Origin of the sequence: Cohaesibacter marisflavi (assembly GCF_900115225.1) — a bacterium.
In the GTDB taxonomy this organism is placed as follows: Bacteria; Pseudomonadota; Alphaproteobacteria; order Rhizobiales; family Cohaesibacteraceae; genus Cohaesibacter; species Cohaesibacter marisflavi.
Genome location: NZ_FOVR01000012.1, coordinates 116,924 through 138,220, shown reverse-complemented (window position 1 = coordinate 138,220; position 21,297 = coordinate 116,924). Strand labels below are relative to the sequence as shown.

17 protein-coding genes and 1 pseudogene are annotated in these 21,297 nt (G+C 54.2%); 8 read left to right on the top strand and 10 right to left on the bottom strand.

Annotated features, from left to right (window positions below):
* The first annotated feature begins 107 nt into the window (after positions 1 to 107).
* The gene (mprF, locus tag BM258_RS18900) at positions 108 to 2,720 is read left to right on the top strand and encodes a bifunctional lysylphosphatidylglycerol flippase/synthetase MprF (protein ID WP_090074791.1); all 2,613 of its coding nucleotides are present in this window, start codon (positions 108 to 110) and stop codon (positions 2,718 to 2,720) included.
* A 62-nt stretch (positions 2,721 to 2,782) separates the two neighbouring features.
* On the opposite strand, the gene BM258_RS18895 is transcribed toward mprF, so the two are convergent.
* The 9 genes from BM258_RS18895 to BM258_RS18855 form a co-directional block, all read right to left on the bottom strand.
* Positions 2,783 to 3,667, bottom strand: coding sequence for a dihydrodipicolinate synthase family protein (locus tag BM258_RS18895; protein WP_090074790.1), 885 nt, complete (start codon positions 3,665 to 3,667; stop codon positions 2,783 to 2,785).
* Positions 3,668 to 3,727: 60 nt separating this feature from the next.
* Positions 3,728 to 4,612, bottom strand: coding sequence for a ribokinase (locus BM258_RS18890; protein WP_090074789.1), 885 nt, complete (start codon positions 4,610 to 4,612; stop codon positions 3,728 to 3,730).
* 68 nt (positions 4,613 to 4,680) lie between these two features.
* Positions 4,681 to 5,730 (bottom strand): ABC transporter ATP-binding protein, encoded by a 1,050-nt coding sequence (locus BM258_RS18885; RefSeq protein WP_090074788.1) that lies wholly within the window; start codon positions 5,728 to 5,730, stop codon positions 4,681 to 4,683.
* Entirely contained in the window at positions 5,727 to 6,734 is a 1,008-nt protein-coding gene (locus tag BM258_RS18880) for an ABC transporter ATP-binding protein (RefSeq protein WP_244544771.1), read from the bottom strand. Before BM258_RS18880 ends, BM258_RS18885 begins: the two co-directional genes overlap by 4 nt.
* 3 nt (positions 6,735 to 6,737) lie before the next feature.
* Positions 6,738 to 7,694: an ABC transporter permease gene (locus BM258_RS18875; protein WP_407062736.1), complete on the bottom strand. Its 957-nt coding sequence runs from the start codon at positions 7,692 to 7,694 to the stop codon at positions 6,738 to 6,740.
* A 5-nt stretch (positions 7,695 to 7,699) separates the two neighbouring features.
* Positions 7,700 to 8,677: an ABC transporter permease gene (locus BM258_RS18870; RefSeq protein ID WP_090074786.1), complete on the bottom strand. Its 978-nt coding sequence runs from the start codon at positions 8,675 to 8,677 to the stop codon at positions 7,700 to 7,702.
* Positions 8,674 to 9,732 carry a nucleoside hydrolase gene (locus BM258_RS18865; protein WP_090074785.1) on the bottom strand — a complete coding sequence of 353 codons (1,059 nt, stop codon included), beginning with the start codon at positions 9,730 to 9,732 and terminating at the stop codon, positions 8,674 to 8,676. Before BM258_RS18865 ends, BM258_RS18870 begins: the two co-directional genes overlap by 4 nt.
* A gap of 4 nt (positions 9,733 to 9,736) precedes the next feature.
* The gene (locus tag BM258_RS18860) at positions 9,737 to 10,714 is read right to left on the bottom strand and encodes a nucleoside hydrolase (protein ID WP_090074784.1); all 978 of its coding nucleotides are present in this window, start codon (positions 10,712 to 10,714) and stop codon (positions 9,737 to 9,739) included.
* Positions 10,715 to 10,798: 84 nt separating this feature from the next.
* Positions 10,799 to 12,364, bottom strand: coding sequence for an ABC transporter substrate-binding protein (locus tag BM258_RS18855; protein WP_244544769.1), 1,566 nt, complete (start codon positions 12,362 to 12,364; stop codon positions 10,799 to 10,801).
* Positions 12,365 to 12,472: 108 nt separating this feature from the next.
* Between BM258_RS18855 and BM258_RS18850 the strand changes: the two genes are divergently transcribed.
* Entirely contained in the window at positions 12,473 to 13,393 is a 921-nt protein-coding gene (locus tag BM258_RS18850; protein WP_090074782.1) for a LysR substrate-binding domain-containing protein, read from the top strand.
* A 41-nt stretch (positions 13,394 to 13,434) separates the two neighbouring features.
* Here BM258_RS18850 and BM258_RS18845 read toward each other — a convergent pair whose 3' ends face one another.
* Entirely contained in the window at positions 13,435 to 14,550 is a 1,116-nt protein-coding gene (locus tag BM258_RS18845) for a LacI family DNA-binding transcriptional regulator (RefSeq protein ID WP_244544768.1), read from the bottom strand.
* Positions 14,551 to 14,660: 110 nt separating this feature from the next.
* Here BM258_RS18845 and BM258_RS18840 point away from each other — a divergent pair, with 110 nt between their 5' ends.
* From BM258_RS18840 to eda, 6 genes and pseudogenes are all read left to right on the top strand, one after another.
* Positions 14,661 to 15,686, top strand: coding sequence for a TRAP transporter substrate-binding protein (locus BM258_RS18840; protein ID WP_090074780.1), 1,026 nt, complete (start codon positions 14,661 to 14,663; stop codon positions 15,684 to 15,686).
* 171 nt (positions 15,687 to 15,857) lie between these two features.
* The gene (locus BM258_RS18835) at positions 15,858 to 16,433 is read left to right on the top strand and encodes a TRAP transporter small permease subunit (RefSeq protein ID WP_090074779.1); all 576 of its coding nucleotides are present in this window, start codon (positions 15,858 to 15,860) and stop codon (positions 16,431 to 16,433) included.
* Positions 16,430 to 17,750, top strand: a pseudogene (locus BM258_RS18830) (TRAP transporter large permease). Before BM258_RS18835 ends, BM258_RS18830 begins: the two are co-directional and overlap by 4 nt.
* A gap of 28 nt (positions 17,751 to 17,778) precedes the next feature.
* Positions 17,779 to 19,578 (top strand): IlvD/Edd family dehydratase, encoded by a 1,800-nt coding sequence (locus BM258_RS18825; protein WP_090074863.1) that lies wholly within the window; start codon positions 17,779 to 17,781, stop codon positions 19,576 to 19,578.
* Between the two features lie 121 nt (positions 19,579 to 19,699).
* Positions 19,700 to 20,629, top strand: coding sequence for a PfkB family carbohydrate kinase (locus tag BM258_RS18820; protein ID WP_090074778.1), 930 nt, complete (start codon positions 19,700 to 19,702; stop codon positions 20,627 to 20,629).
* Positions 20,622 to 21,257: a bifunctional 4-hydroxy-2-oxoglutarate aldolase/2-dehydro-3-deoxy-phosphogluconate aldolase gene (gene eda / locus BM258_RS18815; protein ID WP_090074777.1), complete on the top strand. Its 636-nt coding sequence runs from the start codon at positions 20,622 to 20,624 to the stop codon at positions 21,255 to 21,257. The genes BM258_RS18820 and eda overlap by 8 nt, the downstream gene beginning before the upstream one ends.
* The last annotated feature ends 40 nt before the right edge of the window (positions 21,258 to 21,297 follow it).

Below are 21,297 nucleotides of genomic sequence, written 5' to 3'. Positions count from 1 at the left end.
GTAAACTGTCGCAAATGCTCAGTAATTAGGCGATTCTAATCGGGCCGAATCAATGTTCCAGCTCTCGTTGGTCCTGATTTTGCTAATTTGAAAAGCGAGAGACCAGCTTGTCCAGTTCAAACTCCGATAGCCTAGCTCAATCTGATTGGGCTTCCTATGCAAGAAAAACGGCGCCAATACTGCTTGCTCTCGTTTTGTTCGTGCTCGGTGTTTACGCGCTTTATCACCTTTTAAAGCCAGTCAAGGCGGCAGACGTTATTGCTCAGGTGCGCATGACCCCGTGGTGGACATTGTTGTCTGCTCTTTTGGCAACGGCTGCCGGATATGTTGCGTTGATCGGTTATGACTGGTCAGCCTTGCGGTCCCTAGGCAAGAAAGTGCCTGCCAATGCCATCGCAGTGGGCGGATTTCTTGGCTACAGCTTCGGCAACACAATCGGTGTCAGCGTGATTTCTGGCGGTGCCGTGCGCTATAGGGTCTATTCGGCCTTTGGCTTGAGTTTGTTCGAGATTGCTAGCGTTTCGACCTTTGCAGCGCTCGCTTTCGGCTTCGGTATCACGGTGATCGGCCTTGCTGCTCTGGCGATTCACCCTTACGCGCTGGTGAATATTCTGCCAATCGCACCCGACAGCCTCAGAGTTTGGGCTGGCGTGGCCGCTGTGGCCGTCGTGCTACTCCTGTTGCTTATGTCTCTGAACGGAAAGAGCCTACGATTGGGCAAATTCGAACTCTCGGCACCAACGCCGGGAGTGCTTTTCTCTCAGTTGGCCTTTACCTTGATTGACACCTCCATGGCAGCCCTTACGCTCTATGTCTTGCTGCCGGGGGCTCGCCCTGATTTTCTTACCTTTCTGCCAGTCTTTGCTGCCGCATCAATGGCGGGCGTTCTGAGCCATGTGCCGGGCGGTGTCGGTGTTTTCGAAATCATTATTATTGCAGCGCTGCCCAAGGGTGTGCCGCTTGATCAGATCGCCGCTGCGCTGCTTCTGTATCGGCTTATTTATTATCTTATACCCTTTGCTCTTGCCCTAGCCTTTGTCGCAATCAATGAAGCCCGCTTTGCCGGTGGGTTTATCACCAGACTGTTCGGCGATGTGTCTGAGCCTCTCCGTCCGGTCATGAAGGCAGCCAGTGGCGTGGCTCCCACTCTTATTGGCCTCGCTGTCTTCGGCATAGGCAGTTATCTGGTTCTTATTGCGCTCATGCCTTCAGTCCGGCCTGATGAAATCGATCCCGATGATCTGCTGGCTTCCATTCTTCTTGAGGGTGGCGCCCTCCTCTCTGCCGTTTTGGGTGTCTTGTTGGTCATCTTGAGCCAAGGACTTGTGCGCAGAATATCCGGAGCCTACTGGCTCACTTTAGCTGCTCTCGCTGTAGCTTCTGGTGCAGCTTTGATGAACAAACTCGATCTGGATAGCGTCCTGTTGCTGCTGACTACGGCGATTGTGCTTTGGCCTTTTCGAAGCCTCTTTAACCGTTCGGCCAAATTGACCCGTAGTGTACTAAGCCCGGGATGGTTTGCTCTTGCGGGCGGAATAGCGGTCAGTGCAGCAACAGTGTTTTTCTTCATGCATGAGGCGACCCCGTACAGCACAGATCTCTGGACTGATTTTTCAAGCATAGCTAATACCTCCCGTGCTTTGCGCGCCGGATTGGCCGGATCATCCTTCTTTTTGTTCGTAACTGTTTGGCTCGCCATTCAACCTGCGACTTTCCATACTAGGCCTCCTGATCAATCGGCCCTACAGAAAGCCCGCGCCATCATTGATCAGCAGAATGACCCTAAAGCCTGTTTGGCTCTGACCGGAGACAAGGAGCTGTTTTTTAACGACAGTGAAGATGCTTTCATCATGTATGCGGTGCAAGGCAACAAGTGGATCGCCTATTCTGACCCTGTTGGACCGAGGGATTCTATCGAGCCCCTCGTCTGGTCATTTTGGGAAGAGGCTTACGATAACGGTGCTCATCCAGTCATGTTCGAGGTGAGCAAAGCCTATCTTTCGCTCTGGATCGAAATGGGCTTTTCCCTCCATAAGATCGGGGAAGAAGCCGAAATTCTATTGCGCGATTTCACCCTTGCTGGCAGTAAGTTCAAATCCATGCGTTCAGCACACAATAAGGCACTGAAGGATGGGTTCGAATTGTCTATCAATGAAGCCCCTCACGATGCAACTTTGATAGCCCAATTGAAGTCGATTTCAGATGCGTGGATTGCGGACAAGATTGGTGGAGAAAAAGGCTTTTCGTTAGGACGGTTTGACCCGGACTATTTGCAGAATTTCCCGATTGCCACCATCAAGCACCATGGGCAGATTGTGGCCTTTGCCAATATTCTTCGTCCGGGGGACGGCTCTCGCGTTTCAATAGACCTGATGCGCTACCCGCCTGAACAGGCCAACGGCGTTATGGAATTCCTATTCATTGAACTGATCGAGTATTCTCGTAGAACCGGTGCTGCGGAATTCAGCCTCAGTCTTGCTCCGCTTGCGGGTCTGCAAGTGCGCAAAGGTGCCCGTCTTTGGAACCGTTTCGGAGCCATTATGTATCGGCACGGTCGGTCCTTCTATAATTTCGAAGGGCTGCGTGCCTTCAAGCAGAAATTCCATCCGGAGTGGCAACCGCGGTTTGTCGCGGTTCCCCCCGGGGTTTCTCCTATCTCGGCGCTAAAAGATGTAACCCTGGTCATATCAGGCGGTGCGGGAAAACTTTTCTGGAAATAGGAACTCCATGACGGTAAGTCGCCTCTGCGCTGTTTGTATTGTCTAAAGGGGCGCTTGACGTTCTAGCTCAAAGCACCCACTTCGCGCAAAACCGCGGCGATTTCATCGCGGGCTTCCTTGCCCAAGGGCGCCTGGGGCGAAATGGGGTCGCCCACCTTGAAGCCCTGCAGATCTAGGGCAGCCTTGATGCATCCCGCTATGGAGTATTTGGCAAAGATTTCATTGATCCGCCAGAGAGGGCGTTGCAGCTCCATCGCCTTGTCCCAGTCACCCTTCTGGGCGGCTTCATAAAGCGCGATGCTCTGTTTAGGCACGATGCAGGCGGGGCCAGCCATCCAGCCCACGCCACCAATCATCATGACACAGGCGGGAATATGCGCGGAGGCGGAGAATACCTCCATACGCCCTCTGGTGCGTTCGATGATGGAAAGCAGGCGCCCGGTATTGGTTGAGGCATCCTTGATATAGCGGATATTATCGATTTGGCTCAAGCGCTCGATAACCGGCAAGGTTAGGTCTGAGCGCTGGAATTGCGGGTTAGTATAGAGCACAACGGGCTTGCCATCCGCAGCTTTGGCAATCTGGGTAAAATAGCTCTCGACCCCGGCTTCACTGACCGGGAAATAGGCTTCCAGAATGGCAAGAATGCCGTCCGCTCCGGCATTGATCATGTGGCGGGTCTGGGCGACAGCGTCTGCGGTCGAGGTTGAGGCCACGCCCGCAATGACAGGCACCCGCCCCTTGTTCGCCTTGATCACGGTGTCCACGACTTCGTTGCGTTGCTGCTGTGAGAGATAGGCGAATTCGCCAGTGCTGCCCAGCGGGGTCAGCCCATGCACGCCGGCCTCGACGAGATGATCAACGAGATCAGTCAGTATGCCCTTCATCACGACACCATCAGAGGTGACAGGCGAGACGAGATAGGGAAAGACACCACGAAAAGACATGATCAAACTCCATTAAAGAGTGGAACCGGACCTGAATAGACGACAGATCCGAGAAAAAACTCAGGCCACATCTGCCGAGAGCGGGATGGACGGTTGAGCCCCGTTCTTGCAACAGGCCAGACTTGCTGCTTTCACCGCCTTGCGAGTGGCGGAGACAGGATCGGCTCCATCGGCCATCATCTGGCAGAAATAACCGCAGAAGGTGTCACCAGCTCCTGTAGTATCGACCACCTTGTCCAGCTTGGGGGACGGCACCTGAACTGGTTCCCTACCCGGTTCGACCACCAGCGCACCTTCGGCGCCCAGCGTTACGATCAACAAGCGATCCTTTTGAGCCACGAAAGCCTTTGCCCGCTGTTCCATAGGGTTGGCCCCAGGCATCAGGGCATCAAATTCGGTTTCGTTGGAAATAACCACATCGGCTTTGTTGGCCAGAGGCAGGTAGGCGTCCTGAAAGGGTGCGGTATTGAGCACGCTTTTGGCTCCGGCCTTTTTTGCCAGATCAAGGGCATGATTGATGGCTGCAAAGGGGATTTCCTGCTGCAATAGCAAAAGGTCACCCTTTGCGAGATCACCAAGTGTATTGTCTGCGGTTTGAGGAGTAACCTCCCCATTGGCACCCTTGACGATGGCGATGGTATTCTCACCGCTGTCTTCCACCTGAATGAAGGCCAGTCCGGTGCTTTTCTTGCAGGCCCTCGTGCGCGTGAGGTCAACACCGGCTTCCTCAAGCAAAGCAAGCGCAAGCTGAGCATGACTATCTGCTCCGGTCAGCCCTACCATGCGCACGGTGCCCCCAGCCCGACGGACGGCAAGCGCCTGATTGGCGCCCTTGCCACCAGCGGACATGTCAAAACCATGGGTGGTGATGGTCTCGCCGGGGCGGGGAAAATCCGCAACACGGATCACCATATCGAGATTGATGGAACCGAAAACCGTAATCATTTTGCTTGTCCTTTTCGTCACGGCACTAAGCTGGGGGCACATTGTCCCATTGGCGATGGGAGCCCGCCCTATCCTTCATCATTGAGGTGGCAGGCAGACATATGCCCTGAAGCAACCGCCTTGAGCATTGGCCGTTCCAGTTTGCAGCGTTCCATGGCATGAGGGCAACGCGGATGGAAGTGACAGCCCGAGGGTGGTTTCAATGGCGAAGGTATCTCTCCCTTGATCGTATGGAAAGAGGAATGCCGCCGTTTCAGGCTGGGGACTTCACTTAAGAGTGCCTGAGTGTAGGGATGGTTTGGCTTGGCGAACAATTCCGCCGTTGTCCCCTGCTCTACGATCCGGCCCAGATACATCACGACAACCCTGTCGGAGATATGACGCACAACGCCGATATCATGGCTGACAAACAAATAGGCCAGATCATATTCATCACGCAGATCCATGAACAGATTGATGATCTGGGCCTGAATTGAGACGTCAAGAGATGCCACGGCTTCATCACAGACCACCAAATCCGGACGCAATGCCAGCGCGCGGGCAATCCCGATCCGCTGTCGCTGACCACCAGAGAACTGGTGCGGAAAGCGGTTCTGGGTGGTGGGATCAACACCACATTGCAGGAGCACTTTCTCGATATGCTCGGCCATCTGCTCTTCTGGCACGACCTTGTGATAGCGGGCAGCCTCGGAAACGGACTTGCCGATACGGTAGCGCGGATTAAGAGAATCGAGCGGATCCTGAAAGATCATCTGGATCTTGAGATGGAATTTTCTGGTCGCTTCCCCTGAAGCATGGGCAACATCCTGCCCCCGATAGAGAATGCGACCTTCTGTCGGGTCATCAATGCCCGCTACGATACGCCCGAGGGTCGACTTGCCACAGCCGGATTCACCGACCAGCCCGACCACTTCACGCTGATGAATGGCAAAGGAAGCATCGTCTACGGCATGCACCGTGCGGCGGTTGATGGGTGCGCCCAACCGGGCGGCCAGTTTGGCGGCAAAATCGGGCTTGCGCTCAAAGCGGCGCGTGACATGATCGATTTCCAGCAAGGGTGCCTGCTGATCCGGGGAAGCCTTCACCTGCGCTTCTTGTTTTTCGCTATTGGAGATCATGAGACCTGTTCTCCCTGATTGATCGGATGCGCACACCGCACCGAGCGCGCCGCGCTGGTCTGGGTCAGCTCTATGTCGTTCAGGCAATCAAGCTGAACATAAGGGCACCGCGGATGGAACCGGCACCCCTTGGGCATCCGGTCAATGGGGGGCGTCATGCCCGGTATCTGGAACAGACGCGAACCGGGGTCATTGTCCGCTGGAATGGACCGGATGAGCCCTTGCGTATAAGGATGAAGCGGGTTGTCGAGAACATCATCCAGTGGGCCCTCTTCCACAACCGATCCCGCATACATAACATAGACGCGTTGGGTCAATTCGGCGACCACGGTGAGATCATGGGTGATCCAGATGAGGGCCGTGCCGCGCTCTTTGCAGAGCTTTTGCATCTCGGCAATGATCTGCGCCTGGATGGTCACATCAAGCGCCGTTGTCGGCTCATCAGCGATGATCAGATCGGGATTGTTGAGCATGGCAATCGCGATGGCGACACGCTGACGCATACCGCCGGAGAATTGATGCGGATAGGCATAGAGCCGCTCTTCGGGGTCGGGAATCCCCACCATACCGAGCGCATCGCGACAGCGGTTGCGGGCAACCGTCTTGTCAATGCGGGGATCATGGGCGGTGATGGCCTCAATCATCTGCGTATCGATCCGGAGCACCGGATTGAGGGTCATCATGGGGTCCTGAAAGATCATCGCCATGCGATCACCCCTGAGAGAGCGCAGACGCTTGGCAGACACTTTGCGCAAATCCTCACCATTGAGCAGGATTTCGCCTTTTGATACCCGGCCCGGCCGGTCAATGAGGCCCATGATAGAGAGGCCTGTCACCGACTTGCCGGACCCGGATTCGCCCACCAAACCTACAATTTCACCCGGCTTGATGGCCAGATTGACGTTGCGCACGGCGGCAACGGCTCCCTTGTCGCCGTCAAAAACGGTTTCAAGGCCGCGCAATTCAAGAGCATAGTCAGATCTGCTGGTCATATTTGTAGTCATGATCTAGTCCTTGAACTTCGGATTGAGCACATCGCGCAGGCGGTCGCCTACAAGGTTGATGCCGACGATCAGCAACAGCAAGGCCACGCCGGGGAAGACTGAAATCCACCAGTCACCGGAGAGCATATATTTGTTACCGTTCGAAATGAGCAGACCAAGCGAAGGCTCAGTCACCGGCAAACCGATGCCGAGGAAGGACAAAGTGGCTTCCAGACTGACCGCATAGGCCACACGCATGGTAGCAACAACAATCAGCGGCGGCAGGCAGTTTGGCAAAATGTGGTTCATAGTCACCATGCGCGAAGGCAGGGCCAGACAGCGGGCCGCGTCCACATAGGTTCGCCCGCGTTCCACGAGAGCCGCACCACGCACGGTTCGAGCATAATAGGCCCATTGGGTCACCACCAAGGCAACGATGATCTTGTCAACGCCCTGCCCCAGAATGGCCAGCAGAATGAGCGCCACCAGAATGGGAGGAAAGCTGAGCTGAATGTCGACCAGGCGCATAACCAGCGTGTCGGTGCGACCGCCAAAATAGGCGCTAATGAGCCCCATCACAGAGCCAATCACCAGCGCAATACCTGCAGAGGCAATGCCCACGAAGATACTGGTCCTGAGACCATAGAGAATGGCGCTATAAAGGTCGCGCCCCTGATCGTCCGTACCCAGCCAATAGGTCATGCCCGAAAAGCTTTCCGAGCCCGGCGGCAGGCGGTTATCGAGAATATCCAGCACGGCCAAATCATAAGGGTTTTGCGGTGCGATCCAGTGAGCGAATAAGGCCGCCAGAAGCATCACCACAACAATCACCGTGCCCACAAGCCCCAAGGGGTCTGTCAGGACGCGCTTGATGGCGCTGCGAATGGGCCGCGCAGGTGGCTCGGGCGGGAAGCTGTTGGCCGCTGCAATCTGGGCGGCGAGGTCTTCAGACGAGCCCGATGCATTCATGTTGCTGGTCATATCGGTCATTCTGATCCCCCATCGATTTTGACGCGTGGGTCAACCAGCGTATAGGTCAGGTCCACGATCAGGTTGATCACTGTAAACATGAGCACCGTAATCATCAGGTAGGCGAGAATAACCGGGCGATCGAGCGTTGTGATGGCATCGATGATCAGTTTGCCCATTCCCGGCCATGAAAAGATGGTTTCCGTGACCACGGCAAAGGCGATCAACGCGCCAAGCTCCAGACCGACGACGGTGATGAGTGGAATGAGCGTGTTCTTCAGAACATGCAAGAAGACGATCCTCCATTCGCTCACCCCCTTGGCACGCGCGAAGCGCACATATTCAGATTGCAGCGCTTCAGATACGCCTGCTCGGGTCAGGCGAATGACAAGCGATATCTTGAACAGGGCCAGATTGAGCGCAGGCAGAAAGATATGGGATAGGCCGTCGGTAGTGAATATGCTGAGTGGCACCCCCAGAACATTGACCGTTTCACCACGCCCTGAGGCCGGCAGGATATCAAGCTTGACAGCAAACAGCAGGATCATCATCAGCCCGACCCAGAAAGTGGGCAGAGAGAAACCAAGGATGGAAAAAGCCATAATGCCGCGCGATTCCGGCTTCGATGGACGCAGGCCGGCAATCACCCCAAGCGGAATACCAAAAACCAACCCAAGGAACAGGGCGCTGAAGGCCAGTTCCAGTGTGGCGGGCATGCGCTCGAAAATGAGGCCCAGCGCGGGGCGGTTATAGAGAAAGGAATTTCCCAAATCACCCGATAGCGCTCCTTTGAGGAAGTGCCAATATTGCACCCAGACCGGCTGGTCGAGCCCCATGCGCACGATCAGTTCGGCGCGTTCTTGAGGCGTTGCCGTTGCGGAGATCATGACATCCACCGGGTTGCCAACCAGATACACGCCAACGAAGACGAGGATTGACATCACCAGCAAGGTGAGAAGGGTCTGTCCACCACGGCGAAGAAGATAAGCTGTCATTGCAGGTCTTCCTCCCTGTTTGTTAAGCTCTGATGCTTGTTGGATTTGGTCCTGCGTCCGGTTTGGGCGAGAGACTTGAGATGATCAAGGAATAACGCACGTATGCCATCGCTATTCACCTCCTCAGCGATGCAATGCGGCAAAGTACACCCTTCGTTACTCGATGTATCACTGCAGATTTTCTTGCGGACACGGCTCGTGTGGCCAGCAAGTTCCGGACCAGTGGCCACGCTAATGCGCGAGCGTCGGGTCAAAAACAATTCGGGCGCGACGAGCCAGACGACGGGCAGAAGATCATGAACGGGCCCGCCAGGACCGCCATAAAGCTCAGGATTCTCGCGATCACTGGCACGGAAAAGACGTGCAAAAACTTGCCCTACGAGTCCTGCTTCGCGTGCAATCTGATCCAGATCCCGATGTGTCAGGCGGCATGTCCAGGTAGCATCCAGCGGGAAAAGCGTCAGTGCAATACCGCTCTCGCAAACCATGCGCGCCGCATGTGGATCGCTGAGCATATTCATCTCGGCATATGGGGCTCGGTTACCCAGAGCCTCAAAAGCGCCCCCCATGGCAACGATATTCTCGATTCCTTCGAGGCAAGCCCTTTTCCCAGCCAGCTTCATTGCCAGAGCAAGATCTGTCATCGGTCCCGTCACAACAAAAGTGATCGGGTTACCCATGGCTGCAGCGTCCCTGATGGCCTGCGCCATCGCCAGAGCCGCGCTATTTTCCGCATTGTCCACGCCAGCCTCGACAGCAGGTAGGCTGCTTTCAAGATCTACGAGATGATCGCGAAACAGGCCAAGCGCCTTGTGTGCACCGTAAATCTGCTCACGAAGCAGAGGGCCGCTAGAGCCTTCGTAGCAAGCCACCTTGCAAGATGGGACCGCCAGCGCGCATGTGAAGCGTGCATTCTCCAGTGCCGTTTGCATAGAAACATTGCCAGCCACGGCGCCTATGCCGATGAGGTCTATGTCTCTGTCTGCAAGGGCAAACAGAATGGCTGCCATATCATCGATACCGGGGTCTGAAGAAAGAAATATCCGTTTTCCCATCACATCACCCTGCTTGGGAGAGCGATCTGATCCGCTCACTCATGATGGAGAAGACACCGTCTGCATTCACTTTCTGGACGATTTGTGCATCCGCCTTTTCTCCGGTTTGGCCATACCAGTCAGCCACCGTCTGACCATAGCAGAGTTGGCTGTCGCATTCGACGAAGACCTTGGCGAGTTCGGTCTGGAACAGATGTGGCGCAACCAGATAGACGGTTACCAGAGGGTCATGCATGGGGCCGCCATCCGATCCGTAGCGACGCGGATCGTTGCGCGACCAGCCGCTCAAGAGCTCATAAGTCGCAGCGAGCGGCGAACCGGCCTCCCCGCCCTTAAACCATGAGACCCGCTCGGGAGATGTCATCGCCTGATGGGTGGCATCGAGTGGAAGGGCAACATAGTCTAGGCCTGCGGAATAGACTATACGGGCGGCGTGGGGATCTGCCAGCATGTTGAATTCGGATGTCAGGGTGCGGTTGCCTGCAATCCTGTAAGCACCGCCCATAGAAACTACACATTCAATTGATGAGAGCAGCTCGGGGTGTAGCTTGATTAGAAGGGCCAGATTGGTCATCGGCCCCAGTGTGCAAATGGTCAGTTTTTCGTTGTTGGTTTTTGCTGCGCGCAACAATTCAGCCATTTTGCCCACCGCATGCTGGGGGGATGGCTGCGTCACCGGATCGGGCAAAACCAGCTTGCCCAGCCCGCCCGCTCCGTGAAATTTGCCAAAGATCGGCTCACCGATCATCGGACTATCACAACCCGCATGAACAGGAATATCTGTTCTACCGGCAAGCTCCAGTATCTTCAGTGCATTTTGGGTGCAGACTTCAAGCGGCACGTTGCCGCAAACAGTGGTAATTGCTTTTACATCCAGCTCGGGAGAACCCAGCGCGAAAAGGATGGCCAACGTGTCATCAACGCCGGGGTCGCAATCGATGATGATGGATTTCTTCTTGGTCGGGGATGCCTTCGCAGACATGGCATAGTCTTTCTGTTAGGGCGAAGCGGTGACTTGATGTCATCGCTTCGCCCTTGGCTCTTGGGGTCTTACTGCGGGGTCTTATTACTTTGCCGAATGGACGTTGGCTGCGAGCGTGTAGCCGTCCGTTCTGCCATTGTAGGTCAGGCTATTTTCCAGCCCCCATGTATGCGCCAAAAAGAAGACAGGGATTACACCCATATCATCTATGGCGATTTTCATGGCGTCCTGAAGCGCCTTGTCCCGCGCATCCGCATCCAGAAGGCTACGGCCACGCTGTAGGGCTTCATCGAAAGCCTTGGAGCTATAGCGACCGCGGTTTCCTCGCCCGGAATTGTCGCCGTAGGTCTCTAGCAGTGGCCCAAGAACGCCGGATGCTTCACCGGTTTCGACGGCTGCACCGCCCATGATAAAGCTGAATTCCAGCGCTGACGCGCGCGAGAAATAGACGCTTTTCGGCAGGGTCACGATGTCTGTGTTGATGCCAACACGGGTGAACATCTGCCCGATGGCCTGTGCAACAAGGCTATCATTGGGATAGCGGTCGTTGGAGGCATGGAAGGTCAGATCAAAACCGTTCGGATAGCCTGCTTCTGCAAACAACTCCTTGGCTTTCTTGGGATCATACGGATCCGGCTTCAGACTATCGACATAACCGGTATAGCCTTCAGGTACCAGCTGACCGGCGGGCACACCCTGTTTGTCCATAATCCGATCGATAATCGCCTGACGATTGATGGCCAACGAGAGACCATGGCGGACGCGAACATCCTTAAGCGGGTTCTGTCCATCCGGGCCCTTGGCGAATGGGGAGTCGTCGCGGTCCTGATCCATATGCAGATACATGACGCGGTTGGAGCTGTTGCTGACGATGCCAACGCCGTCTTTATTCTCCAGCGTTCCGATATCAGCAGGCGGCACCTGCTCGATCATGTCAACATCGCCTGAGAGAAGAGAAGCAACGCGAGCGGATGGGTTTGAAAAGACCTTATAGGTTACATTGTCCCACTCAGAGACGTCGCCCCAATAGTCATCGTTGCGTGCCAGCTCGATGGTGCTATCCGGAATCCAGCTGACAAATTTGAATGGACCGGTTCCGATCACGCCCTTGCCGGTGTTCAGATCAGAGCTTGGGGTTTCCCCTTCTTCTGACGGCAAAATAGCAATGCGCGAGAGGTTGTTGGGCAAAAGCGGCATGGCTGTTTCGGTCTTGAATTCGACCGTCATCGGGTCAATCGCCGTTACCGCAGTAATGCCCTTCACATAAGGCATGAAAGAGCTTGGGCTATTTTCCGAGGCCAGCTTCACGCGAGCAATAGAGGCCACGACATCGTCAGCATCGAAGTCTGATCCATCGTGGAATTTTACGCCTTCACGCAAATGGAACTGCCAGGTCGTATCGTCAACGGCGGTCCATTCGGTTGCAAGGGCTGGTTTAAGCTGCTGACGATCATCCTGATTGACCAGACCATCAAAGATATTACGAGCCATGGCACTATTGGTGCCGATGACATAGAACTGGGGGTCCATTGAGGTTGGTGAACCGGCGATCCCGATCTTCAGATCAGCAGCAAGAGCTGCAGGGGCAGAGAAACAGGTTGCCAGCAAGCCTGCAGCGAGTGTCATCGCGACGCATGGTTTCGATACCATGTATTTTCCTCCCGAAATTTATGATCCAGAGTACCTCCACGGTCTCTGGACAGTTGCAGCCTAACGCCGCAAATCAATAGAACACAATTCAAATTTTCTTGCCGATCTATGCCGAAATGTTATATTCTACTTTTTATGCATCACATCCAACAGCGCCAAATTGAGGCTTTTCGCGCCGTAATGATCGCAGGATCAATCAGCGCCGCCGCAGCCAACCTTAATATTACTCAGCCAGCAGTTAGCCGTTTGATCCGGGACCTTGAGGCGGAAATCGGCTTTCAGCTCTTCAATCGGGTGCGCGGCAGGCTGGTTCCCCGGGCCCAGGCGTCTAAACTCTTTCACGAAGTTGAGCGGGTTTTTGTTGGGCTTGACCATATTTCTCGTGTTGCGCAGGATATTAATGCTGAATCGGAAGGGTTTATTCGGCTTGGAACCGTGAGCTCTCTAAACAAGTTGTGTGCTTCTGTCGTTTTGCCAGAGGTTCTTGCAGTGCACCCCCGCCTGAGCGTTATTTTCGATACCGAAAGCACTGAACGTGTTTTGGATCTTGTCAGCTTAAGACACTATGATATCGGGCTGATTTGTAGTGAATATGTGCCAACGGGGTTGTTCAGCGTTTTGCTTGGCAGAGGCGATGCTGTTGCTGTTGTGGCACAAGAGCATCCCCTTGCGCAAAAGGAATGCGTCTCCATGGAAGATCTTTCCAGAGAGCGCCTCATTCTTCCCGGCAGAACATCGCCCCTGCGACTGTCCTTGGAAAAGACGATTAACGCTGCCAACATCAACACGAGCAATTCCATTGAAGCGTCATTGGCCAATGGTTGCCGACTGGCCTCATCTAATCTGGGCGTTACAATCACAGATCCGCTTGTGGCAAAAACCTCATCTGCAAAAGTCAAGATTCTCAAACTTGAGCCCGCAATGTCAGTCTCTTACCAGTTGGTCAGATTAGAAAAGGCCAGACCGACTGGCCCATCAGCCCTATTCGAAGCCAGTTTCAAAACGGCGATAGAGAAATTGCTAAACTGACTATGAGGGGAAAGACAGCGCGCGCAAGCAGACCAACCTTTTTAAAATTTGCCTGCCAGGTTTTTGGTCGACGACCTCTTTTTTAGTTCGAAGCCGGAGTTAACAATCCGCTTTTTGACGCTTTGAGGTTGGTCTATTTCAGCCAGCAGCATTTCAAATGCCATTTTACCTATCTCATAGCGAGGCGTGGCAATGGCTGTGAGAGCTGGATGCATATGCTTGGTCATTTCCATATCGTGAAAGCTGCATATGCCAAGTTGATCAGGCACTGAAATCAGGCGCCTCTGTGCCTCGACAAGGACACCTATGCCGATGTCATCATTGTTGCAAAAGATAGCGTCAACGGTCTCGTCTTTTGAAAGCATTTCTTCCAGCATATGACGGCCGAGCCCAACCGAGGATGATTGTGGGGTCGTCACCATTCTTCGTTCATCCCAGAGATTCGCCTCTTGGCAGGCTTTCCGGAACCCATCCAGTCGACGGCGAGAACGGGCGTCAAGCCGCGCTCCGACACAGCCGGGATTGCGATAGCCGCATTCGATTAGGTGGGCAGCTGCTGCATACCCTGCGGCTTCATGGTCGAATCCTACTGCCATATCTATCGGGGTTCCACCATAATCCATGATCTGAACAATCGGACAGTGTGCAGAAGACAACATCTTTCTTGCTTTTTCTGTCTGTTCAAAGCCTGTCAGAATTAGTCCTGCCGGTTTCTGCCGCAGAAAAGTGCCAATCAACGCTTCTTCCTTAAGCGCACTGTAACGAGTGTCGCCAATCTGGATGAAAAACCGCGTCTCCTCACTGACTTCATAAATCCCATCCAATACATCCTCAAAGACAGTGTTGGTGAGGGATGGAAGCAATAAGCCAATATTGTGCGTGACCCTGGAGGCAAGAGCAGATGCTGCCGGGTCCGGGCTGTATCCCAGCTTCTCAACTGCGGCCTCGACCCTAATGCGCATCTGTGGTGACACCAGTTCCGGCGAACGAATGGTGCGCGAAACAGTGATTGCACTAACATTTGCCGCTTTCGCCACATCAACAAGGGTTGGCTTGCGGGATGATGATGATCGTCTTTTAGCCATGAGTTTATCATAACTTATAGAGTATTTCTGTCTATAGACATTTGGTTGATTGACGAATGATTGCGCAATCATTTATCACTTATGGCGAGGCAACGACAATTCGCTTTGGAGGAAGGGAGAGTCCTGCCTACCCATCACAGAATGGGAAAGCCCATTTACGGATTCACGGGAGGAATCACACAATGAAGCTTGTTACTGTTCGTGCGCTGGCCCTCGGCGCCGTCTCTATTCTGGCATTGGCTTCTGGTGCTTTTGCGCAAGACTATGCCCTGCGCTTCCAGTCATCAGACCCGGCCGGCAACCCCAATTTCGGACTACAGCAAGACTGGGCCAAAATGGTCGCAGAGCAGACAGACGGCAAGGTCACCATCGAAATGATGCCAGTTGAAACCATCGTTGCTCATAGTGAAACGCAGGATGCTGTGGCTGCGGGGATTATCGACGGTCACTTTACAGACACCTCTTACTTCGCGGGTAAGGAACCTGCTCTCGGGCTTATTGCCAATCCAGTCGGAGCCTGGTCAGATCCGAACCAGATGCTCGATTTCGTCTATAACGGCGGTGGCAAAGAACTCATGAATGAGATTCTTGAACCTTATGGACTTCACTTTATAGGCCCGACCACACCGGGGCTTGAAGCCTTTGTGTCCAAGGTGCCGCTTGACGGTGTCGATGACCTGAAAGGTCTTAAGCTTCGTGCGCCAGAAGGCATGGTGCAGAAGGTTTTTGCAGCCGCAGGAGCCGCTCCGGTTAACTTGCCTGGCTCGGAAGTCTTCACCTCGCTCGACAAAGGCGTGATTGATGCCGCCGATTACAACACCTTCTCGACCAACCAGTCGCAAGGTCTGCATGATATTGCCAAACACCCTGTCTACCCCGGCTTCCATTCCCTGCCGTTGATCGAGGTCAGCATCAACAAGGCGACGTGGGATTCCATGCCGGCTGAGGTGCAAGATCAGGTCGCCAAAGCAACCAAGGACTTTGCACAATATCAGATCCAGAAACTGAATGAACGCGATCAGGCGGCCGTTGCCAATTCGGCTTCCGATGTGGTGATTCACGACTGGCCAGCAGCCGAACGTGCCAAGTTCCGTTCTATCGCCAAGAAGCAGTGGGCGGAAGCAGCCAAGGCATCGCCCTATTCTCAGAAGGTCTATGACACTCTGATTGCCTATCTGGAATCAAAGGGACTTATGGGAGCCGACTAGGCACCGGACTGCAAGAGCCGTCTGCTGGGAGAGGCGTCGCCCAGATGCCTTCCCGATGTGCGCCTAACCTGACGCGCTGATCCCGAATGTTAAAACGCCTCCCCGATGAGGCGAGGATCCAGTCGTTCCAGACTGGATCCATTCTCCCCCTTGGCCACCCACAGGTGTCAAATGACCGGATTAGAAAAACCCAACGAAGAGGCCAGTATCGCTGACCACAAGAAACCGCCGAAGGCATGCCCTGAGGCAGGTTTGTTCGGCAGGATCGTAAACCGAATGGGGATTGTTTTCTCTGTCGGTATTCTGGTCTCTGCAGGAATTCTCTTTGTCGAAGTTGTCATGCGCTATGTCTTCAATAGTCCGACAACATGGGCACATGAAACCGTCGTATTTCTCAACGCATGTGCCTTCATCTTCGGCGGCCTATATGTTGCCGCCCATAACAAACACATTCGGGTCGTGCTGGTTTATAGCATGATACCGGATGGACCGCGCCGCTATCTTGATGCCGTAATCTCGTTTGTATGCATGGTGTCTACCGGTTTTTTCGCCTTTGCATCATGGTCAAGCATCCAGCGTGCGATATGGACACCGCAGGGACAATTCCATCTAGAAACGAGCGGCTCGGCATGGAATCCGCCCTTCCCCGGCACACTGAAGGTGTTCCTATTCGTCATCATGATTGCCCTGACGATCCAGTTTTTCATCTACACACTCAAGTTTGCCTTCAAAGCGGGAGCTAAATGATGGACTTCCTCATGAATATCAAGGCGTTGGGCATTGAAGGTGCCACACTCGCCATGTTCGTCACGCTTGTAGGCCTACTCTTAACCGGTATGCCGCTGGCTTTTGTTACCTTGCTGGTTGCTCTTATATTCGCGCTTGGCTGGATGGGGCCCCATGGTCCTGCCACTGATTTCAAGCCGCATTTTCAGTTTCGTCAATTCCTTCGTCTTTGTTTCGGTGCCTATGTTTGTGCTAATGGCTGCCATATTAGACCGATCAGGCATAGCGAGGGACTTGTTTGATGCCATGAAACTGCTCGCGGGTCGTATTCGTGGCGGTGTCGCGTTGCAGACCTTGCTGGTTGCCGTCATCTTGGCTGCCATGTCTGGTATCGTCGGCGGCGAGGTCATCCTTCTGGGGATGCTTGCCTTGCCGCAAATGCTGCGTCTTGGTTACGACCGCAAGCTTGCCATTGGTGTTTGTTGTGCTGGTGGCGCGTTGGGTACTATGGTGCCTCCCTCCATCGTTCTGATCATCTATGGCTTGACTGCCAACGTCTCCATCGGCGATCTGTTTACAGCATCCTTCCTTCCCGGCTTCATGCTGGCCAGTTTCTATGCGGCCTACATTCTCTTTCGTGCCTATACCAATCCAGCTCTCGCACCCATCGCCGAGCCAGAGGACATGACACGCACCGAAAAGCTGCGCCTGCTCAAGGCTCTGTTCCTTCCCGTCATGGTAGTGATCTTCGTTTTGGGGTCCATTTATGGCGGTATTGCCTCTGTAACAGAAGCTTCCGCAGTAGGCGTGGTAGGCGTACTTCTCTCGACCGTCATTCGGGGTGAATTTAACAAGACCCTGCTGCTTGGTGCCATCCGGCAAACGCTTGCAACCGTGGGCATGATCGTATGGATCGGTATTGGTGCATCTGCCCTAGTGGGAGTGTTCAATCTTATGGGAGGTACTCGGTTTGTCTCGGCTCTTATTCAGGGCGTATCGAACGAACCGATTGTGATTATCCTGTTCATGATGGGCATTCTGTTCCTGCTTGGCATGTTCCTTGACTGGGTCGGTATTGCGCTGCTCTGCATGCCCATCTTTGTCCCAATCGTCAAAGACCTCGGCTACGACCCAGTCTGGTTCGGTGTGGTCTTTGCCATGAATATGCAAGTCAGCTTCCTATCCCCACCATTCGGTCCGGCTGCCTTCTATCTAAAGTCGGTTACACCACCGGATATCTCTTTGGGTGAAATCTTCAAATCGCTCTTGCCGTTCATCTGTCTCCAGATCTTGGCAGTCGCCACCTTGCTCATCTTCCCGGGCATCACAGGCCGCTAGGCAGATGAATAGCCAAAAGGAATTCGTTATGTCCAATGAAAAGAAACGCCGCCCTCTCCGTTCGGAGCTCTGGTTCAACGACCTCTCCAACCCTGAAATGACGGCCATCTATATCGAACGCTATCTCAATTATGGAATGACGCTTGAGGAACTGCAATCTGGCAAACCGATTATCGGCATCGCCCAGACTGGGTCAGACCTGTCACCCTGCAACCGGCATCATCTTGAACTAACGAAGCGGGTCCGCGATGGCATTCTCACCGCTGGCGGCATCCCGATGGAAATTCCGGTTCATCCTATTCAGGAGACGGGCAAACGTCCGACGGCCATGCTTGATCGTAACTTGGCCTATCTCGGCCTTGTGGAAGCCCTGCATGGCTATCCGATTGACGCGGTCGTGTTGAATATCGGCTGTGACAAGACCACTCCTGCCCTGCTTATGGCTGCGGCAACCGTTAACATTCCGGCTATTGCTCTTTCCGTCGGCCCAATGCTCAACGGCTGGTATAAGGGCGAGCGTTCCGGTTCGGGCTCGATTATCTGGGAAGCCCGTCAACAGTTCGCAGCGGGAGCCATTGACGCCAAGCAGTTTCTTCAGATGGCTGCGTCCTCAGCTCCGTCTGTGGGCTATTGCAACACGATGGGGACAGCTTCGACCATGAACAGTCTGGCAGAAGCCCTTGGCATGCAGCTGCCCGGTTCTGCCTCCATTCCAGCCCCTTACCGGGAACGGTCGCAGATTTCTTATGACGTGGGAGAACGCATCGTAGACATGGTGTTTGAAGACCTCAAACCTGCCGATGTCATGACCCGCGATGCGTTTGAAAATGCCATTGTGATCTGCTCGGCGATCGGTGGGTCAACCAATGCGCCTATTCACCTCAATGCCATTGCTCGGCATTTGGGTGTTGAGCTCTCCAACGAGGACTGGGATGCAATTGGTTATGAAGTTCCGCTGTTGACCAATGTACAGCCTGCGGGAGAGTATCTCAGTGAGGATTTCTACCGTGCAGGTGGCCTGCCTGCGGTTATAGGCGAGCTGCTCCGTGCCGGCCTCATTCCTCATCCAGAAGCACTCACTGTTACTGGCAAAAAGTTTGGCGAACTCTATCAGGAAGCCGAAATAGAAGAGCAGGAAGTCATTCGTTCAATTAGCAAGCCACTGGCAGCGCAGGCTGGGTTCCTTAATCTAAGTGGAAATCTTTTCGATACTGCAATCATGAAAACGTCAGTCATTGATGACGAATTCCGTAGCCGATATCTATCCAATCCGGACGACCCCAATGCTTTTGAAGGGCCAGCCTTTGTCTTTGATGGCCCCGAGGACTTCCACAATCGCATTGACGATCCTGATCTCGGGATAACGGCACACAGCATTCTGATCATGCGGGGTGCCGGACCAATCGGCTATCCGGGAGGTGCGGAAGTCGTCAACATGCGTCCGCCGTCTTATCTGATCAAGCAGGATATTCACGCTATGCCATGCATAGGGGATGGCAGACAGTCAGGCACCTCCGGCTCGGCATCGATCCTCAACGTATCGCCAGAAGCCGCAGCAGGTGGCAACCTTGCGATCATCAAGGACGGAGATTTCGTGCGTGTTGACCTGAATAAACGCGCCGTAATGCTTAAGGTTTCAGACGAGGAAATTGCCAAGCGACGCGCCGACTTGCTTGCCAGTGGTGGACCAAACGTGCCTGAGAGCCAGACACCGTGGCAAGAACTGTTCCGCAAGCATGTCCGTCCATTCTCAGAAGGTATGGTTCTGGAAGGCGCAGATAAGTATCGGGACATCGGAAACACCAAAGTTCCGCGTCACAGTCACTAAGCCACACAAGATGATTGCCGGAGATACGACAACAGTCCTCCGGTAATCCTTTCCCCCAACTCGGAGCAATCCTCTGCTCGTATTCCTCTTGCTAAGTTGATTTTTATCGCCGGAGCAATTCATGACGTCAGATTCTCAGAAGCCCATTCTTTTTGTTGGCGCCCTCACCGAGGACAGTATTTTTCGAGTGAGTGGATTTTCCAGTGGGTCCGGCAAGTTTATAGCCGAGCGGGCGACTCGCAACGCTGCCGGTATGGCTTCAAGCGCAGCAACGGCTGCCGCTCGCATTGGCGGCAAGGCAACGCTTTGGGCCAGCGTCGGTGACGATGCCTCAGGAAAGGAATTGATAAAGGATTTGCAGTCCGAAGGCGTCGATTGCGGTCTTGTCCGCACCGTTATTGGAGGTAAGAGCGCTCGAGCAATAATTATCGTTGACGAAACCGGAGAGCGCTGGATCGTCGTCGATTATGACCCGGTGACACAATCCTCCCCTGAGGGGCTACCAACCAATGACTTCTCACAGTTTAAGGCGGTGATGTGCGATGTGCGCTGGCCTGGTGCCGCTGCGCTTGCCTTGGATGCAGCCAGGGACGCCGGAGCAATGGCCATTCTTGATGCAGACGTCGCCCCACGTGATGTACTCCTTGATCTGGCAAAGCGGGCCACCCATTTGATTGCATCAGAGCCTGGCGCCTCCCTTCTATGCGACAGGAAAAGTTCTCCCGAAAATGCCGTTACCGCGCTCAATGACCGATACGGCGTTGTTGTCTGTGTAACAGCAGGTGGCGACGGCACCTATTGGTGCCCGGCTCAAGGAGGCCCCGTACGGCATGTCGCTGGCCCCAAAGTCGAAGTCGTTGATACATTAGCCGCTGGAGACATATTTCACGGCGCCATAGCGCAAGCTCTATGCGAAGGCCAACCAATGGAAGACGCCATCCGCTTTGCCAGTTCTGCTGCGGCACTCAAATGCACCGTGTTCGGAGGACGTCTTGGTGCGCCCGGACGCGCAGAAACCATCAAGCTCATGGAGGAAACCTATCATGGATGAGCAAACCCTGATTTCCAAACTGAAGGCCGGCCCGGTCATTCCCGTTATAAATCCTGCGTCCGTAAAGGCTTGCCTTGACGCAACCGATGCGCTCGTTGCTGGTGGCGCTATCGCCATCGAAATTACCCTGCGCTCAGAGATCGCCCCCAAAGCCTTAGAAGAATGCCGCAAGGCCTATCCGGATATTGTCATCGGGGCTGGGAGTGTGATGGATGTGGAACGCTATGATCAGGCTGAGGCGTTGGGGGCTGATTTTACCATTGCTCCGGGGCGGTGCTTTGATGTCGAGAAACGGGCGAAGGGGCGTTCCGTTGTGCATGTGCCTGGCATCGTAACGCCATCCGAAATCATTCAAGCACGACTTGATGGCTTCCATCTTCTCAAATTTTATCCGTCCGAAGCCATGGGCGGTGCCAAAACCCTCAAGGACTTCGGGCACATTTTCCCGGATATCATGGTCATGCCTTCTGGTGGCATAAGCTATGAGCGCCTTCCAGGCTATGCATCAATTCCCATTGTTCTCTCCGTTGGAGGATCATGGATGTATGCCCAAAATGGTAATTATCGCGAGGCATCAGACATGTCCGACAAAATGAGAAAGTCTCTATATGCCATGCTCAAGTCATGAGCCCTAACGTTGAAACATGCAAGAAGGCTGAAAACTGCGA